General features: G+C 38.1%; 15 protein-coding genes. 8 read left to right on the top strand and 7 right to left on the bottom strand.

Features of this window, described 5'->3' with window-relative positions; genetic code table 11:
- The first annotated feature begins 84 nt into the window (after window positions 1-84).
- A complete protein-coding gene (cysW, locus tag NV377_RS19000; RefSeq protein WP_258202383.1) occupies window positions 85-969 on the top strand; it encodes a sulfate ABC transporter permease subunit CysW in 885 nt (294 codons plus the stop codon).
- 234 nt (window positions 970-1,203) lie between these two features.
- Complete coding sequence (locus NV377_RS18995) at window positions 1,204-1,446, top strand: YezD family protein (RefSeq protein WP_258202382.1); 243 nt, start codon at window positions 1,204-1,206, stop codon at window positions 1,444-1,446.
- An 84-nt stretch (window positions 1,447-1,530) separates the two neighbouring features.
- Here the strand turns inward: NV377_RS18995 and NV377_RS18990 are convergent, their stop codons facing one another.
- Window positions 1,531-1,677, bottom strand: coding sequence for a YqzM family protein (locus tag NV377_RS18990; protein ID WP_258202381.1), 147 nt, complete (start codon window positions 1,675-1,677; stop codon window positions 1,531-1,533).
- Between the two features lie 410 nt (window positions 1,678-2,087).
- Here NV377_RS18990 and uvrC point away from each other — a divergent pair, with 410 nt between their 5' ends.
- The gene (gene uvrC / locus NV377_RS18985) at window positions 2,088-3,932 is read left to right on the top strand and encodes an excinuclease ABC subunit UvrC (RefSeq protein ID WP_308860177.1); all 1,845 of its coding nucleotides are present in this window, start codon (window positions 2,088-2,090) and stop codon (window positions 3,930-3,932) included.
- Window positions 3,933-4,132: 200 nt separating this feature from the next.
- On the opposite strand, the gene NV377_RS18980 is transcribed toward uvrC, so the two are convergent.
- Both NV377_RS18980 and NV377_RS18975 read right to left on the bottom strand, forming a co-directional pair.
- A complete protein-coding gene (locus tag NV377_RS18980) occupies window positions 4,133-5,803 on the bottom strand; it encodes a CPBP family intramembrane glutamic endopeptidase (protein WP_258202380.1) in 1,671 nt (556 codons plus the stop codon).
- 89 nt (window positions 5,804-5,892) lie between these two features.
- On the bottom strand, window positions 5,893-6,789 hold the full coding sequence (locus tag NV377_RS18975; RefSeq protein WP_258202379.1) for a LysR family transcriptional regulator: 897 nt from the start codon (window positions 6,787-6,789) through the stop codon (window positions 5,893-5,895).
- 351 nt (window positions 6,790-7,140) lie between these two features.
- Here NV377_RS18975 and NV377_RS18970 point away from each other — a divergent pair, with 351 nt between their 5' ends.
- The 5 genes from NV377_RS18970 (at window position 7,141) to NV377_RS18950 (ending at window position 13,727) form a co-directional block, all read left to right on the top strand.
- Complete coding sequence (locus NV377_RS18970) at window positions 7,141-7,812, top strand: succinate dehydrogenase cytochrome b558 subunit (RefSeq protein WP_258202378.1); 672 nt, start codon at window positions 7,141-7,143, stop codon at window positions 7,810-7,812.
- 23 nt (window positions 7,813-7,835) lie between these two features.
- Window positions 7,836-9,593, top strand: a complete 1,758-nt coding sequence (sdhA, locus tag NV377_RS18965; protein WP_258202377.1) for a succinate dehydrogenase flavoprotein subunit — start codon at window positions 7,836-7,838, stop codon at window positions 9,591-9,593.
- Between the two features lie 2 nt (window positions 9,594-9,595).
- Complete coding sequence (gene sdhB / locus NV377_RS18960) at window positions 9,596-10,360, top strand: succinate dehydrogenase iron-sulfur subunit (RefSeq protein ID WP_258202376.1); 765 nt, start codon at window positions 9,596-9,598, stop codon at window positions 10,358-10,360.
- A gap of 316 nt (window positions 10,361-10,676) precedes the next feature.
- Entirely contained in the window at window positions 10,677-12,551 is a 1,875-nt protein-coding gene (locus NV377_RS18955; protein WP_258202375.1) for an SLC13 family permease, read from the top strand.
- Between the two features lie 810 nt (window positions 12,552-13,361).
- The gene (locus NV377_RS18950) at window positions 13,362-13,727 is read left to right on the top strand and encodes a hypothetical protein (RefSeq protein WP_258202374.1); all 366 of its coding nucleotides are present in this window, start codon (window positions 13,362-13,364) and stop codon (window positions 13,725-13,727) included.
- A gap of 96 nt (window positions 13,728-13,823) precedes the next feature.
- On the opposite strand, the gene NV377_RS18945 is transcribed toward NV377_RS18950, so the two are convergent.
- The 4 genes from NV377_RS18945 to NV377_RS18930 all read right to left on the bottom strand — a co-directional run bounded on the left by NV377_RS18945 (window position 13,824) and on the right by NV377_RS18930 (window position 17,358).
- Entirely contained in the window at window positions 13,824-14,135 is a 312-nt protein-coding gene (locus NV377_RS18945) for a winged helix-turn-helix transcriptional regulator (protein WP_258202373.1), read from the bottom strand.
- Window positions 14,136-14,244: 109 nt separating this feature from the next.
- Window positions 14,245-15,099: a DMT family transporter gene (locus NV377_RS18940; protein WP_258202372.1), complete on the bottom strand. Its 855-nt coding sequence runs from the start codon at window positions 15,097-15,099 to the stop codon at window positions 14,245-14,247.
- A 146-nt stretch (window positions 15,100-15,245) separates the two neighbouring features.
- On the bottom strand, window positions 15,246-16,082 hold the full coding sequence (locus NV377_RS18935) for a histidinol-phosphatase (protein ID WP_258202371.1): 837 nt from the start codon (window positions 16,080-16,082) through the stop codon (window positions 15,246-15,248).
- A gap of 373 nt (window positions 16,083-16,455) precedes the next feature.
- Window positions 16,456-17,358 (bottom strand): LysR family transcriptional regulator, encoded by a 903-nt coding sequence (locus NV377_RS18930; protein WP_258202370.1) that lies wholly within the window; start codon window positions 17,356-17,358, stop codon window positions 16,456-16,458.
- Window positions 17,359-17,611 lie beyond the last annotated feature (253 nt).

The following is a 17,611-nucleotide window of genomic DNA, read 5'->3' as shown; positions in this document are numbered from 1 at the left end:
CGTAGCCGATTAGTCATCGAAGCTGAACATCGTGATCACAATTGTTTTGATGGAACATCCTATCCTATAAAGGAGGGGAATAATATGGCTGGAGTAGTAAACTACCACAGCTCCCCCCACAAAATTGTGCGAGAGAAGCATATCAATGAAGCGACCTGGGTACGTTGGAGCTTGATAGGCATTGCAGTATTGTTCATCGTTATTATGATCGTACTGCCGCTTGCGCTCGTTATCGTAGAGTCGTTGCAAAAGGGATTTTCGGTCTATATAGATGCGATAACCCATTCGGACGCATTTGCAGCATTGAAGTTAACGCTAATAACGGCATTAATAGCTGTACCTCTCAACACAGTGTTTGGTGTACTCGTCGCTTGGGCGATTACTAAGTTTAAATTTCGAGGTAAGCAAATATTATTAACGCTGATCGATCTTCCATTTGCCGTATCGCCTGTCATTGCAGGGCTTGTGTTCGTTCTTATGTTTGGAGCGCAAGGATATTTTGGACCGTGGTTAGCAGAACATGATATTAAAATAATCTTTGCCGTTCCTGGTATTATCATTGCGACACTATTCATTACCGTTCCTTTTGTAGCAAGAGAAATAATTCCGCTTATGCAACAGCAGGGAATTGGAGAAGAAGAAGCCGCGATTAGTCTTGGTGCGAAGGGCTTCAAAGTATTTTGGTACGTAACATTACCGAATATTAAATGGGGTTTGTTATACGGAATTATTCTTTGTAATGCGAGAGCAATGGGTGAGTTTGGTGCTGTATCAGTCGTATCAGGACATATTCGTGGCAGAACCAATACTTTACCGTTGCATGTTGAAATACTGTACAATGAATATCAATTTTCTGCGGCATTTGCTATTGCTTCTTTGCTAATGTTACTAGCGATATTCACATTAATCGTGAAGGCAATTGTAGAGTGGAAAGAAGGGCTTCAGTCGAGGCGTGAAAGCATAGACTAGCAAGCAACTCAAGAAGATATGAAAAATTGAGAACATGCTTACGAAGTAACTTTTCATTGCATAGATGTAACTCAAGAAGATATGAAAAGTTTTAGATTATGCTTACGAAGTAACTTTTCATTGCATAGATGTAACTCAAGAAGATATGAAAAGTTTTAGATTATGCTTACGAAGTAACTTTTCATTGCACAGATGTAACTCAAGAAGATATGAAAAGTTTTAGGAGGGATTATTATGGCGAAGCCTTTAGAAGTTGATGAAGTTTGGAAAGCACGTATTGCCGAACAAATTAATGGATTACAATTTGGTCAAGTACTTGTAACGGTGCATGATGGTCAAATCGTACAAATTGATCGAACTGAAAGAACTCGATATCAACTTACTTCTAATAAAGAAAGTAACTTTGAAGATCGTACCGTCACTTTCCCTAACAAACAAGATAGTGATAAGAAATCTAGAAATTCCAAATCGCAATAATATATGTATTAGAACAGAAAAGACCGAGTGACTCTTATTCAAAGATAAGAGTTACTCGGTCTTTTGTTGCATTCTGTCTGCTTATTATGAAATTAAGAATTTCACAATAACTGCAGCTGCGAACACAACGACCATGAAGCCAAGCATGCCACCGAAGCCAACCATAACATCTTTAAGATCGTCACGTGGTTCTTCGTTAATATGCTGACGTGGATCGCGTACATTTTCCATCGTGCAGTCCTCCTTGACAGACCTATTGCTGTACATAGTATAACCAATATTTCGCTAAATTGTAAAGAGAATATCCTTTTGTCCAAACTTTTTATAAGTTATGTAGTTTTTTGATTGAATGGAAAGCAAATGTGAACGTAACAATAGAATTTAAGTACAGAGACGTTCAATTGAAAAGGATGAATACGAACAAATATGCTACAATAATAGCATCCTATAGATATAGGCACTTATGCTTTCAATTATAACAAAAATAGTACATGAAAAGTTAAGATTACGCTTTCGAAGTAACTTTTCATGTACAGATGTAATTCAAGAAGATATGAAGAGTTAGGTTAATGCTTACGAAGTAACTTTTCATTGCAAAATTGTAATTCAAGAAGATATGAAAAGTTTTGGGAGGTAATATAGTGACACAATCATCGAATCCTTATGATGAAGCTATCGTGAAAGAACATCTACGTAACAAGTTAGCATTACTTCCTGATTTGCCTGGCTGCTACCTTATGAAAAATAATGAGGATGTCATTATTTACGTTGGTAAAGCGAAGATTTTGAAAAATCGTGTCCGATCGTATTTCAATGGTAGTCATAATGGGAAAACTCAAAAATTGGTTAGTGAAATTACTGATTTTGAATTTATTATTACTGGTAGCAATATGGAGGCTCTAATTCTAGAGTGTAATCTCATAAAGCTACATAATCCAAGATATAATGTTCTATTAAAAGATGATAAAACTTTTCCATATATTAAAATCACCCACGAGGCTCATCCAAGGCTTGAAGTGACACGCAAAGTTTATAAAGATAAAGCGAAGTATTTTGGACCATATCCTAATGCTTATGCTGCTCAGCAAACGAAAAAATTACTTGACCGTCTATATCCACTACGCAAATGTCATAAGCTTCCCGACAAAGTATGTCTCTACTATCATATGGGTCAATGTATTGCACCTTGTGAATTTGAAATTGATCAAAGTAAGTACGATGAGATGACAGCAGAAATTACCCGCTTCCTTAATGGCGGTGAAGATTCAGTTAGACTTGAATTGGAACGCAAAATGGGCGAAGCCGCAGAGAAACTTGAATTCGAACGTGCTAAGGAATATCGAGATCAAATGGTAGCAATCGATGCAATTATGGAGAAGCAGAAGATTACGATGAATGATGCACTCGACCGTGATATTTTTGGTTATGCGGTAGATAAAGGTTGGATGAGTGTACAGATTCTTTATATGCGTAAAGGTAAATTAATCGAACGTCACGGAACTTCTTTCCCTTATTACGGAGAGGAATATGATGACTTTATGAGTTTTGTCACGCAGTATTATAGTGAAAATCCTGCATTACCTAGACAAATTTTACTGCCGCAGCCTGTTGAAGGAAGTAGCATGGTTGCTGAAGAAATAACGTCATGGTTAAATGAATGGTTAAAAGTGAAAATATTAATTCCTCAGCGTGGGCAGAAGAGCGAGATCGTCTCGATGGCAGTACAAAATGCGCAAAACGTACTGGATGAAAAGTTCAAGCTCATTGAAAGAGATGAGGAACGGAGCATCATTGCTTCACGTAATCTCGGACATGCGTTAGGGATGGAACATTTGCATCGAATTGAAGCATTCGATAACTCGAACATTCAAGGAACAAATCCAGTATCGGCAATGGTTGTATTTCGTGATGGTAAGCCAGACCGCCGAGAATATCGTAAATATAATGTGAAAACGATTGATGGGTCTGATGATTACGGAACGATGCGAGAAGTGATTCGTCGCCGCTATGAGCGCGCTCTGAAGGAAGGTACAGAGCTACCCGATCTAATTGTAGTAGATGGTGGTAAGGGGCAGATTTCAGCGGCTATAGAGGTCTTACAGGATGAATTAAGCCTATTTATACCAGTATGTGGACTAGTCAAGGATGACAAGCACAGAACAGCAGAACTAATGAGTGGTGATCCAGCGCAACTAATACCGCTTGGAAGAGATAGTCAAGAGTTCTATTTGCTTCAACGTATTCAGGATGAAGTGCATCGCTTTGCAATCAGTTTCCACCGTCAACAACGAGCGAAGTCAATGGTAGAATCTAAGCTCGATTCGATTCCTGGTATAGGAGAGAAGCGGCGTAAGCAGTTATTGAAACATTTTGGCTCACTTAAAAAAATAAAAGAGGCTCAAGTCGAAGACTTTAAGCCCCTATCTATTGGTGAAAAGCTTGCAACTACTATTCTTACGGCATTACAGGAGGATACTCAGGACTAGACGGTCCTGCAGTATCCTTTCTTTTGATTATATTGTAGGTTAAATAACACGCCTGTGATTGCGATGTGTCACTGACGTAGCTTATTCGACGGCGTAGCTGTCATTCATCGGTTGTTGAATATGCTTTCTACGTATGTTTCTTGCAGAAACATTTTAGGTACTCGTACACTGCGTTCCTCACTTCCCTAGCTTCATGGCATCTACTTGGCACTAACAATCGAGCTATTTGAACCTTTATTGGAATTGTTATGCAGTAACTTAATACCATAAGCAATAAAGAACGGTAAAACAATGAACACGATGGAAGAGATAAGATCAATTGTGCCTCCATAGATAACAAGTTGCATGCTCATAAGTATGGTATTGAATATCGCATGTGTAAACATCGCAGCGATAAAGCCGAATTTCACCATTATAAATGTGAATAGCATTCCTATAATAACAAGCTCTAAAATCCTTGTGCTTGCTGGGTAAAGTGGATACAACGTATGTCCAGCTGCCCATACAAGTGACGGGATTAATGCAGCTAACCATGTATTTTTGAACCAACGACGGAATATACCAACTCCGAAGTAACGATATATTACCTCTTCCGTTATCGCTGCCATCCATGCTACTGCAGGATATAACCAAGTATATTCAAAGTTTAAGAATGATTGTGAAGCATCATTTGCAGACCAAGTTCCTAGTACTGTAGTAAGCAACAGGTAGATTACATTTTGAATGCCTAGTAATATTATCGCAAGCAAGTAAGACATCTTCATCATATTCCAGATGTAATGACCATAATCTTGATCACGGAAACGAGGCCATAGACGGAAACCTTGAGCTTTCCAAAGACCATCACCGGCAATGAATGAGAAGTACACTCCTACCGCGCCAAAGAGGACCGAAACAATGACAATTCCAATCATAAATAAGTTAGCGAAGCCGTCACCCGAAATAGTATTGGTTTGAAGTCCAAGCTGACTTTTCAAAAATCCGAAGTTAACAAGTACAGAAATTAATGTGCTGATTGCTGTTAACCACGCACCATATTTAAAAGATGTATGGCGGCGATAGAGAATTGCATAAATGATCGCAAGTACTCCGAAAATAAATGTAAAGCCCATATATATACCATATGTCCAGATACCAGCGAATAAATCCTGCTTCTCAGTATAAGCTGTGTATTCATCTGGAATAATGAAGTCAGGTAAGTATCTACTTACAATGGTTCCTTCACTCGTTTCCAATACAACAGTGTCAATTTGAAGAATAGCTTCCCCAATAAACAATTCATCATTGGAAACATACCAACCAATAGAGTGTTTTGAAGGAGTAGTAATTGATGCCCAAGTAGGTTGACTAACTGCTTCATACATATCGAAATTCGTATCTGCATTCAACGGGAATTTTTGCTCTGTAATTTCTTGCTTCAGCGCTGTTAGAGTAGCTGCTGCATCTGCCTCAGTTCCAGGAATAGAAAAATTCCAACCAGTAACCTGACCAGTATATAGGCTCATAATGACGTATCCATTACCTTTACCAGAAGCAAATCGAAGATTTACTTGGTATTGATCGAACGGTACGATATTTTCAAATTTTTCTTCATGAGTCTTTTGCAATTGTTCTTTCATTATGTAGCCTGTATAAGCTTTATTAGCTTGATGGTATGCTTCTGCCTTCTCAATATTAAAGCCGGTATGTTGCTCGGCAAATGCTGTTGCTATTTCAATCGCTTTATCATTAGAAATCGGTTTGCTACTAGTTGTTGAAGTAGCCGTTGCATTCAAGCTAGGAAGTAGTTGTAATAAGATGAAAACAATGAGAGAAATCGTTGCTAAAATACTCATTAACTTCCAAGTTTTCGGTGTAATCTGGTTGATCATAATTCACCTCTTCAAATTATTGTGTATTAATTATACCTTGTTGATGGAATATTTTGTATACAATATATTCCAATTATGCTATACGCTTATTACGCTTGACGATGATAAAAAGTTGCAATGTCTTGAATACAATTTCGCACCGCTACATCTAATGTATTAGGATCTGCATGAATTAATGATGTTGTACGCTTAGTTCCTTCTAATTGAGGAATGGGATAAATATCAAGATCGTTGTCAGCTATTAATTGCGGACGTAAATAGGACTTCGGCAACAGAGCTCCTGCTCGAAATGTATGAAGCAAGCGTAATATCGCTTCAAAAGAATCGATTTCCATTCTAATCTCAGGAGTTAATTGATAAGCTTCGAATAATTCATCGGTTAACAATCGATACCAAGTACCTTTGGAGAATAGGATCATCGGAATATTATTGAGATCATGAACATCTAATTGCTTTGCTTCTTGGAGCATCAATGAACGAGGCATGACAAGGATAAGATGATCATCGAACAACGGAGTACATTGTACATAGGAATCATCTAAATGAGAAGCAATGACAGCAATATCAACTTTATGTTCCTTTACAAAGTTTACGATTTCATGAGTTTTTCCAGTAATCGCTTTAATATCAATCTCAGGATGAGATTCACGAAGTAATGTAATGAGATCGGGTAAGGTCGTTTGTAATGTCGTCAGACTTGCACCAATCGTAATAGAGCTTCTACCAGTTTCTTTGAATTCCGCTACTGTTTTCAAATATTTGAGATAGAGTCGTTCTTGCTCAATAGCATATTCAAAAGTAAGCTGTCCAATACGTGTAAGCTCAAGTCTTTTTCCAATACGACGAAAAAGTGGTGCACCAATCTCATGCTCTAGCTTTGAAATTTTACGTGAGAGTGCTGGCTGAGATAGATTAAGTGAGTGAGCAGCTTTGTTCATACTAGAGTGTTCCACTATACGTTTGAAAATATATAAAGCTTCATCCATTAAATGATCCTCCGACTTTTCAGTGATGAATAGTAATCTGCCTGTAATGAAAAGTACATCGGAAGCGAGGCTCCAACTTTTCATAGCTGATTATAGACTTAGATATAAGCTTCCAATTAATAAAAGTATAGATGAATTAATGTTCTTATGCAAATTAGTTATAAGCTTTAATAATAAATATGCAATTCCATTATAAGCAAAAAAGGAGTACGATAAAACTATGGCAAAAATGTGTCATAATTTGCTATACCTATAGGTGTTTGATTGACTAGCACATATGGGTGAGGTAAAATGTGGGTTGATTTAATTGGATAAGTAAGCACTTACAGTTTGAGAGGAGAAAACAAAGAGATGAAGGGAAATAGCTATTTCTCTCGTAAGCTGCACTCATTATTAGGGATAATTCCACTAGGTGGATTTTTCGTAGTGCATGCTTTAACGAATTACCAAGCTTTTGAGCGAGGTCCAGAAGGATTTCAAAAAGGGGTAAATTTAATTAACAGTTTACCATTATTACCTGTACTGGAGTTTATATTGATCTATATTCCGCTACTATTCCATGGAATATATGGTTTGTACGTAGCTTATCAATCTAACTCTAATTTAGGACGCTTTAAGTACGGACGAAATTGGGCATTTACAGCACAGCGTATTACAGGAGTAATTACCTTCGTATTCGTATTCTGGCATGTGTATGAAACACGTTTCCAGGTATACCTAGGGAAAATTTCACATGAGGAACTTGGTTCCACGATGAATCACATCGCAACAAGTCCACTTATGTTCACAGTTTATGTAATTGGTGTTCTTGCAGCATGTTTCCATTTCAGTAATGGCTTATGGGCATTCCTTATTAGCTGGGGAATTACGGTTGGCGAAAGAGCTCAACGTATTTCTTCTAAAATTTGTATCGGTATTTTTGTAATTATCTCTGCGTTGTTCATCTTATCTCTAGTTGCTTTCAGAGGCGACGAATTCAAAGAAGTGGCAGATGCCTATATGGCAGTGCGCTCAATTCTTTAATATAGATCAAGGAGCGAATCGTAATGGCTAAAAATAAAATTATTGTCGTTGGTGGCGGTCTTGCTGGTCTAATGGCTACAATCAAAGCCGCTGAGGCAGGCACACATGTCGATCTATTCTCAATCGTTCCCGTTAAGCGTTCACATTCTGTATGTGCGCAAGGTGGTATTAACGGCGCTGTTAATACAAAAGGTGAAGGCGATTCTCCTTGGGAGCATTTTGATGATACCGTATATGGCGGTGACTTCTTAGCGAACCAACCACCAGTTAAAGCAATGTGTGAAGCTGCGCCTGGAATTATCCATTTGATGGACCGTATGGGCGTAATGTTTAGCCGTACATCAGAAGGCTTGCTAGATTTCCGTCGTTTCGGTGGAACACAATATCACCGTACTGCATTTGCAGGTGCTACGACTGGTCAACAATTGTTATACGCATTGGACGAGCAAGTTCGTCGCTGGGAAGCTGCGGGACTAGTTACAAAATACGAGCATTGGGAATTCCTTGGTTCCGTTATTGATGAAGATGGCGTATGTCGCGGTGTAGCTGTTCAAGATTTACGTTCTATGGAAATTCATACGATGCGCGGTGATGCAGTTATTCTTGCATCAGGTGGTCCAGGTATTATCTTTGGTAAAACGACGAACTCCGTTATTAACACAGGTACTGCTGCTAGTGCTGTATATCAACAAGGTGTGAAATATGCAAATGGTGAGTTCATCCAAATTCACCCAACCGCGATTCCGGGTGATGATAAGCTTCGTCTAATGAGTGAATCTGCGCGTGGTGAAGGTGGTCGTATCTGGACTTACAAAGACGGTAAGCCTTGGTACTTCCTTGAGGAGAAATATCCTGCATATGGTAATCTAGTTCCTCGTGATATCGCAACTCGTGAAATCTTCAGCGTATGTGTTGATGATAAATTAGGTATTAACGGCGAAAATATGGTTTACCTTGATCTGTCTCATAAAGATCCTAAGGAACTTGATGTTAAACTTGGTGGTATCATTGAAATCTATGAGAAATTCATGGGTGATGATCCTCGTAAAATACCGATGAAAATTTTCCCAGCAGTCCATTATTCTATGGGCGGAATGTGGGTAGATTATAATCAGATGACGAATATTCCTGGTCTATTCGCAGCAGGCGAATGTGACTACAATTATCATGGAGCTAACCGACTAGGGGCTAACTCGCTATTATCAGCTATTTACGGTGGCATGGTTGCAGGACCAAAAGCGGTTGAATATATTAAAGGTCTTAAGAAATCATCAGAAGATATTTCAGCTACTGTGTTTGATAAAGCTGTGCGTGAACAAAAGGCGAAGTATGATCGTATTCTTGGTATGAAGGGTACTGAAAATGCTTACGTACTTCACAAAGAGCTTGGCGAAGTGATGACTAATAATATGACCGTTGTTCGATACAACGACAAGCTAGTAGAAACTATCCAAAAGATTAAAGAACTGAAACAACGTTATAACAATATCAACATTAATGATACAGCGAATTGGAATAATGCTGGTGTCGCATTTACTCGTCAATTATGGAATATGCTTGAACTTTCTGAGGCGATGACATTAGGTGCATTGCAACGTAACGAATCTCGTGGTGCACATTACAAACCTGAATTTACGCAACGTAATGATGAAGAATTCTTGAAAACTACGATTGCAGATTGGACTCCAGAAGGTCCGAAAATTTCTTATGAAGACGTTGATGTTAGTTTGATTAAACCTCGTACCCGTGACTATTCTGCAGGGAAGAAGAAAGGAGAATAACAATGGCTGAAACTACAGTAGCTACGAAAACTGTTACATTTATTATTTCTCGTCAAGATAATCCAGATTCAGCAGAATATACTGAAACGTTCAACATTCCTTATCGTCCGAATATGAATGTAATTAGCGCTCTAATGGAAATTCAACGTAACCCAGTAACTGCTGAAGGTAAGAAAACAACGCCGGTTATTTGGGAGTCTAACTGTTTGGAAGAGGTTTGTGGTGCATGCTCTATGGTTATTAACGGCAAGCCACGTCAAGCTTGTAGTGCGTTAGTAGATCAATTACAGCAACCAATTACGCTTCAACCAATGCGTACTTTCCCTGTTATTCGTGATCTTGTTATCAATCGTGAAAGAATGTTCTCTGCTCTGAAAAAGGTTAAAGCGTGGATTCCAATCGATGGAACCTATGATCTTGGCCCTGGACCACGTATGGCGGAATCTGATCGTCAATGGGCATATGAGCTATCCAAATGTATGACATGTGGTGTATGTCTTGAAGCTTGCCCGAATGTGAATGATCGCAACAGCTTTATCGGACCATCTGCGATTTCGCAAGTTCGACTCTTCAATGTTCATCCTACTGGTGCGATGAATAAAGATGAGAGACTTGAGACGCTAATGGAAGATGGCGGAATAGAAGGCTGTGGTAACTCTCAGAACTGTGTTCGTTCTTGCCCGAAAGGGATTCCACTTACGACTTCTATTGCAGCAATGAATCGTGATACAACTAAGTTACTATTTAAAAAATGGCTTGGTATGTAATTGGTATATATACTGCCGAATTCATTTTTATATAGTGATATATTCAAAAAGATAAACTTTTTGAACATGACTTATTGTGATATTAAACGTCGGGATAGCAATTTATCCTGGCGTTTTTTAGTTGCCCATTGACTAGAGAACTTACTTTAATCAGGTTCCATTATCAATGATAATCATTATCATATGATGTTATTCTTATATTACTTAATGTTATGGTTATTGTCAATGCTTAGCATACCTGTGTAATGAAAGTCACTGAAAGTTGAGAGTTTGAGTGGTAACATTAATGGGGAGCATTATAGAGGGGGGATGAGGGATGAGCTTGAATACAGACATGATCTTAACGTTAATTATATTACTATTAGCATCAATAATGTTCGTGAGTGGTAAAATTCGTTCAGATCTTGTAGCCGTCAGTGCTTTAAGTTTACTGGTCATTCTCAATATTCTCGATACAGGAGAAGCGCTAGCTGGGTTTGCAAGTTCGGTCGTTATTATGATGATTGGTCTATTTATCGTAGGAGGAGCGATCTTTCAGACAGGTCTTGCCAAAATCGTAAGTGGAAAGCTATTAAATTTGGCAGGTACGAATGAAACGAGACTCCTAATTACGGTGATGTTATCCACATCATTTGTAGGAGCATTTATAAGTAATACAGGTACAATAGCAGTAATGCTACCGATTGTAATAAGTCTAGCTAATCAAGCTCAAGTAAGCACAAGAAGATTACTTATGCCATTGGCATTTTCAGGTAGTCTAGGAGGAATGTTGACTTTAATCGGTAGCCCTCCAAATATGGTTGTAAGTGAAACGTTAGAAAAAGCAGGTTTTAAAGGAATAAGCTTTTTTGGGTTTGCCCCAACTGGGCTAATCTGTCTTGTTGCAGGGACGATTTTAATAATTTTCTTCAGTAAAATTGTGCTGAAAGGGAAAAATAAGAGCAGTTCCAAAAAGAAAAAAGAGCGTTCGTTAGATGATCTAGCGAAGCAGTATAGCTTAGCGCAAAATTTATATCGCATACAAGTGAATGAAGGTTCACCAATGTTGGAGAAGTCTTTGAAGGAACTATCTTTGGCTAATCTATATCGATTACATATCAATGAGGTTAGACGTCGTCAATCTCACAAAAATCCATTTTTCAAGACAATCAATCAAGAAATCGCAGGACCAGAAACTAGACTTAATCAGAGTGACATTATTTACGTTACAGGTGATTATGAAGATATCGAACAATTTGCGAAGCATCAGAAGCTTACTATTATTAGTGATGATATTATAGAGAAGGATTATTCTACTGCTTTTGAAGAATTAACTACGCCAGAGATTGGCATTGCGGAAATACTTATTCCATCTAATTCCCGCCACATTAATCAATTAGTGAAGCATTCAGGTTTTCGAGAAAACTATAATGTGAATATTCTTGGTATTCAACGCAAAGGTAATTATTTGTTGAATCAATTGAAAGAAGAGAAAATAAAATCAGGAGATGCGATTCTTATTCAAGGGGAATGGAAGCATATTGCGCGTTTATCACTTGAGCATGAAGATGTTGTTGTTGTTGGTCAACCGGCTCAGGCTGCTGCCAGTATACCATTGATACATAAAGCACCAATTGCTGCAGTAATTATGGTGCTAATGATTGTAGGAATGATTATTAATGTTGTGCCTGCCGTCGTATGTGTGATGGTTGCAGCTATTATGATGGTGGTTACAGGATGTTTACCTAATATGGAATCAGCGTATAAAACAGTTAACTGGGAAAGTATTGTACTCATTGGAGCGATGATTCCTATGTCCACAGCAATTGAGAAGACTGGCGCGGCGGCATTATTATCCGAGAAATTTGTTATTGGGCTAGGAGGATATGGTCCGTTAGTTTTACTAGCTGGAGTATATTTTGCTACTTCATTGATGACGTTATTCGTAAGTAATACTGCATGTGCTGTACTGTTTGCTCCTATTGCTTTGTCTGCGGCAATAGCTCTTGATGTTAATCCAATTCCATTTATGTTAGCCGTATCAATTGGTGCGAGTATGTGCTTTGCTGTACCGTTCTCAACACCGCCGAATGCGCTAGTGATGGGAGTAGGGAAGTACAAGTTTATGGATTATGTAAAGGTAGGCTTGCCGGCACAGATATTGTTGGGGGTTGTGATGGTGCTAGCCTTACCTCTAGTCTACCCTTTCTGAGATGTAGTTCAAAACGTTCGCGGATGATTACGAAGTAACTTCATAGAAGTATATTCGACGGCGAAATTGTCATTCATCGCTTGCTCCGGTGCTCGTGTACCAATAACGTACACTCTGCTCCTCGCGTTGCTAGCTTTATGTCAATTTCTTGGTACTGACCCGGGAACCTTTTGAACCTTCATTGGAAGATGTAGTTCAAAACATTCGGGTGTGATTACGATGTAACTTCATAGAAGTATATTCGACGGCGAAATTGTCATTCATCGCTTGCTCCGGTGCTCGTGTATCAATAACGTACACTCTGCTCCTCGCGTTGCTAGCTTCATGTCAATTTCTTGGTACTGACCCGCGAATGTTTTGAACCTTCATTGGAAGATATAGTTCAAAACATTCGGGTGTGATTACGATGTAACTTCATAGAAGTATATTCGACGGCGAAATTGTCATTCATCGCTTGCTCCGGTGCTCGTGTACCAATAACGTACACTCTGCTCCTCGCGTTGCTAGCTTCATGTCAATTTCTTGGTACTGACCCGCGAATGTTTTGAACCTTCATTGAAAGTTGTAATTCAAAACATTCGCGTGTGATTACGATGATTAGCTTCGAAGGTTACTCGACTACGAGGAGGCAATCCATCGGAAGTAGCTTAAGCTCCCGATGGATGTTTCCGTAGGAAACATTGTAGGTGCTCGTGTACCAATAGCATAAACTGCTGAACTCGTTTTAATTAAGATTGTATTGATGAAAAATAGGAAGAGTTATAGAATGTGATAGTAATTAAACTATAGTCCTGAATAGGAGATATACATATGTCATCAACTAAGATATTGGATATGGATAATAATATTATTGAGATCGTTTGGGATCAGAAAGCAAGACCCGATGATTTTGATAGAGTTACTAGAGAAATTGAGAAGTTCTCCAAAGATATGGGTGGTAAATTTGACGTAGTTGTTGATATGCGTAGTGTCAAAGCGTTTTTACCTGAGTCTCAAGCTAAATTAGTTGAGCACCAAAAGGAACTTTTAACATTAGGGATGCAAAGAGCGGCGGTTATTGTTGAAGGTGCGATAGCAAAAATCCAGTTGAATCGATCTACAAGGCAATCTGAACATACCACAGAAAGTCACTGGAGTAGCTACGAAGATGCCCTTAATTTCTTGAGGGGCAACTAACTGTTGATTGAAAACAATAGTTAGTTTAAATTGAGGGAAAAACAAATAGAGCTGGATTAAGGGAATGGTTCATTCCTCTAATCCAGCTCTATTTGTTTAGCCTATCCATTTTTCAGCCCACTCCTGTATGGAGCAGATGACAGGTTCAAGATCGCGACCTTTTTCAGTTAATTCATATTCTATACGCACGGGCATTTCAGGATATACATTACGTACAACGACACCAACAGCTTCTAATTCCTTCATACGGTCTGTAAGCATCTTGTCGCTCATTTCTGGTATTTGTTCCTTTATATCTTTGAAACGTTTAGGTCCGCCCAATAAAACATGAATGATCCTACCAGTCCATTTCTTCCCTAATAAATCAGCAGCTGATTCATACCTAGGGCACATCATTGAATAGTCCATTCATATCACCATCCTTAACAGTTATTGTAGCATACAAACTAAAAAAAAGTAAGTACCTATGGCGAAGTATGTCGATGGTCAAATATGGAGTGAATAGCATTAAATAAATTTATAATGAAATACGTATACAGATTAATCCAAGCAAAAGTGAAGCAAATGCGACCCATTGTATACGAGACAATCTTTCTTTGTAAATAATAATGGATAAAATAGTAACAATAAGTCCATTCGTTGCAAAGATTGGTGCCACCAGATTGGCTTGCCCATATTGCAAGGCAACTGCATATAGCTGTAATCCACCATAGGATAATAGACCTGTAGCAGCACCATATCGCCAGCCAATTTTTTTAGAAACTGATGAAGTACTTCGATCGTTAAGTACCGGTTTCAAATAGAAGAAGATTGCCATGAAATAAGCGACAAATAGAACAGGAGCACTTTCATACCCAAGCTCTTCCGTTACCTTCAGCCCACCATTACGAATGGTAAACATAATGATTGCTAGCACGATAAATCCATACCACCATGAGGACGTAATACTTTTTGTTTCCTGCTTCTGGGAGATTAGAATTGTAGCAAATATTAAAAGTATAATACTGAATATTTGCAGAGTACCAAGCAATTCTCCATATACTAGTGTACCAAGTAATACGACTAGAACGATGTTCATATTTGTTAATGGTGAAGTAAGGCTAGCTGGTCCAGTATCTAATGCCCGCATAAAGTACAAATTTCCTAGTGCAGATCCCAAACCGATAATTAATCCAGCAATCCATATAGGTAAATCTAGTAATTGCATATATGAACCTTCGATTAATGAATTAACGCCAAATCCCAATGCACCTACAATATACAATGCTAATAGCAGAGTGTTCACGGAACCCCTCTTCATCTGAGATACTTTCATCCACCAACCTGCAGTTCCGAATACAATTGCACTTAGAATTGATAGAAAAAGCCACAAATTAATCACTTCCTCGATGTTATCATATGCCAGTTCGAAGTAACGCGCATGAAAAAACCTCTCTTACTTAACAACTTCTTAAGTTAGAAAGGTATTCAATAAGTATAATAATATAACAGAAATCAATTGTTTACTGTAAATAGTAATTACAATGCTACTTCGATTTCTTGACGGTTTTTATAATACACCCAGCTAGTAAAGCCGATATCTTTCAGACGATTGGCAACTTCATTGAAATCATCACCAATACGTTTAGGTGTATGAGCATCAGAACCAAAGGTTACTTTCACACCATAGTGATGTGCTCTTGCTAAAATATCATCAGAAGGGTACCAACCACCAACATCTTTAGTACTGCCAGATGTATTAATTTCAATAGCTACATTACACTCAGCGATGACTTTTAATGTATCATCGATTTTATTGTAGGCAGGGATATCAGAAAATGGTGGATAATAACCTTTCATTGCATCGATGTGACCAAGAATTTGGAACAGACCACTTCGTGCAGATTGAGCAATAAGATCATAGTAAAGTTCTTTGGTCAAAATATTTTCTTGATCGGTTTGACCTTTCCAACGATTCTTGTTAAAGATACTAACACCTGCTACTTGGTGAACAGAACCAATAACATAGTCGAAAGGTACTTCGTTCAAGGCTGTTTCATATAAACTTATATGTTGTGGGAAAAAATCAGATTCTATCCCTAGCAACACATCAATTTTCCCATCATATTTCTGTTTCAAAAATTGTACTTCTGCAATGTAATTTGAAAATTCACTTCTGGCCATCGCGATCCCTGGGAAAGGATGATCATCATCATGTGCAAAGTATGGTGTATGATCTGAAATACCAATGGCTTGGAAGCCTTGTGCAATTGCAGATTGAATATAATCCTCAATTACACCGTCAGCATGCCCACAACGTTTATGATGGGTGTGAAGGTCGAATTTAACACGGTTGTTATTGTCAATTGTACTCATTTGCAATCCTCCTAAACTTTTCAAATACTTCATGTTAAACTTCTCTGAAAATGAAAAGTCCGACGGAAGCAAGATCTAAACTTTTCAAATACTTCGTTGACTAGCTTCCTTGAGATTGAAAAGTACATCGGAAGCATAGACAATATGTGTAGATTCAAAATGTTTGGTTTTTTGAACTACCTCTTCCAATGATGGTTCAAAAAGCGGACGTTCAGAACCGAGAAGAAGGGGCGCTACTTGAGGGAGGAGGAAACTCCAGTGTACGTTATTGGTACACGAGTACCGGACTTCCCAAGTTCGCTTCATATTCGATGTCGACTAAGTTACGAAGCCAATCTTCGTTATCAAGGTTCGCTTTTTGAACTACCCTAACTTACTCAGCGTTCATAAATTTGTACTCAGGCATACCCTTCAAATCACTTATAAATTGTTGCATCGCTGAATTAATGTATCGACCTGATTTATAGACGACACCTACAGGATGTGTAGCTTCAAGCTCTTCTACTCTAATTATTTTTAAAGTGCCTAACTTAAGCTCCTGCTCAATAGATAATTTAGATACAATTGCAGCACCCAGATTAATCTCTACCATTCGCTTTACTTCTTCACTACTAGACAATTCCATTACAATATTAGGAGTAAGGTTATGAACTTTACATATTTTATCTACGAATCTTCTACCTAATGTATCTGGAGCAAGCATTATCAGAGGTATATGTTGCAATTGATCCATTGTAATAAAATCATAGGAACTTAATGGATTTTCAGGAGCAACAATAAATTCGAATGTATCATAGTAAAGGATTGAAGAACTTATATTAGCATTTTTTTCAGTTAAGTAAGTAATACCAATATCTACGCTTCCGTTATCCACACTACTCATAACTTGAGAAGATGGCATCGTATGAATCGTTGTTTTAATTAAAGGATATTGATTTTGAAAATAGGAAAGGACTCGAGGCAATACTTGAACTGCGATAGATGCTGTTGTTCCTAGAATAATATGACCTTGCGGATTATCGTTAAGATCTGAAAGTCTTTGTTTTAAGTCATCAACGATCGAGAGCATTCGTTCAGCATGTTCAAGAAAAACTTGTCCATGTTCAGTTAAAGTGACAGGTTGGTTACGATCGATCAAAATAGTATTGAACTCTTCTTCTAAGCTTTTGATTTGTGCCGATACAGCCGGCTGTGTCAAATTCAAAAGCTCGCCTGCCTTTCGAAAGCTCATCGTTTTCGAAATTGTAAGTAAGGTTTCTAGCTGACTAATATTCAATTCTGCCAATCCCCCTTCTCGAATAGTTGAACTCGATGGAGCTATCCTCTATTATAGCGAATTCAAACACAATGGGCAAAATTAATTGATTATTCGTTCAATATTCTTCATAAGTGTCTTCTAGAATAAAGATTGTAAGACACTTATTGAGCAGTTAAAACGAAAAACTTCCTTAAGAGTGCTGAGAGTCAAACATTCAGCACTCTTAAGGAAGTGATTAATTGCCATATATGATGTGAATCTAGACGACACT

Source organism: Paenibacillus endoradicis, from assembly GCF_024721975.1.
This window is presented reverse-complemented; position numbering and strand designations above follow the sequence as displayed.

Coding starts and splice junctions, on each gene's coding strand:
- NV377_RS18935 (WP_258202371.1), bottom strand. CDS start 16,082: ATGAGTACAATTGACAATAACAACCGTGTTAAATTCGACCTTCACACC.
- NV377_RS18975 (WP_258202379.1), bottom strand. CDS start 6,789: ATGGATGAAGCTTTATATATTTTCAAACGTATAGTGGAACACTCTAGT.
- NV377_RS18955 (WP_258202375.1), top strand. CDS start 10,677: ATGAGCTTGAATACAGACATGATCTTAACGTTAATTATATTACTATTA.
- NV377_RS18980 (WP_258202380.1), bottom strand. CDS start 5,803: ATGATCAACCAGATTACACCGAAAACTTGGAAGTTAATGAGTATTTTA.
- NV377_RS18945 (WP_258202373.1), bottom strand. CDS start 14,135: ATGGACTATTCAATGATGTGCCCTAGGTATGAATCAGCTGCTGATTTA.
- cysW (WP_258202383.1), top strand. CDS start 85: ATGGCTGGAGTAGTAAACTACCACAGCTCCCCCCACAAAATTGTGCGA.
- NV377_RS18970 (WP_258202378.1), top strand. CDS start 7,141: ATGAAGGGAAATAGCTATTTCTCTCGTAAGCTGCACTCATTATTAGGG.
- sdhB (WP_258202376.1), top strand. CDS start 9,596: ATGGCTGAAACTACAGTAGCTACGAAAACTGTTACATTTATTATTTCT.
- sdhA (WP_258202377.1), top strand. CDS start 7,836: ATGGCTAAAAATAAAATTATTGTCGTTGGTGGCGGTCTTGCTGGTCTA.
- NV377_RS18990 (WP_258202381.1), bottom strand. CDS start 1,677: ATGGAAAATGTACGCGATCCACGTCAGCATATTAACGAAGAACCACGT.
- NV377_RS18950 (WP_258202374.1), top strand. CDS start 13,362: ATGTCATCAACTAAGATATTGGATATGGATAATAATATTATTGAGATC.
- NV377_RS18995 (WP_258202382.1), top strand. CDS start 1,204: ATGGCGAAGCCTTTAGAAGTTGATGAAGTTTGGAAAGCACGTATTGCC.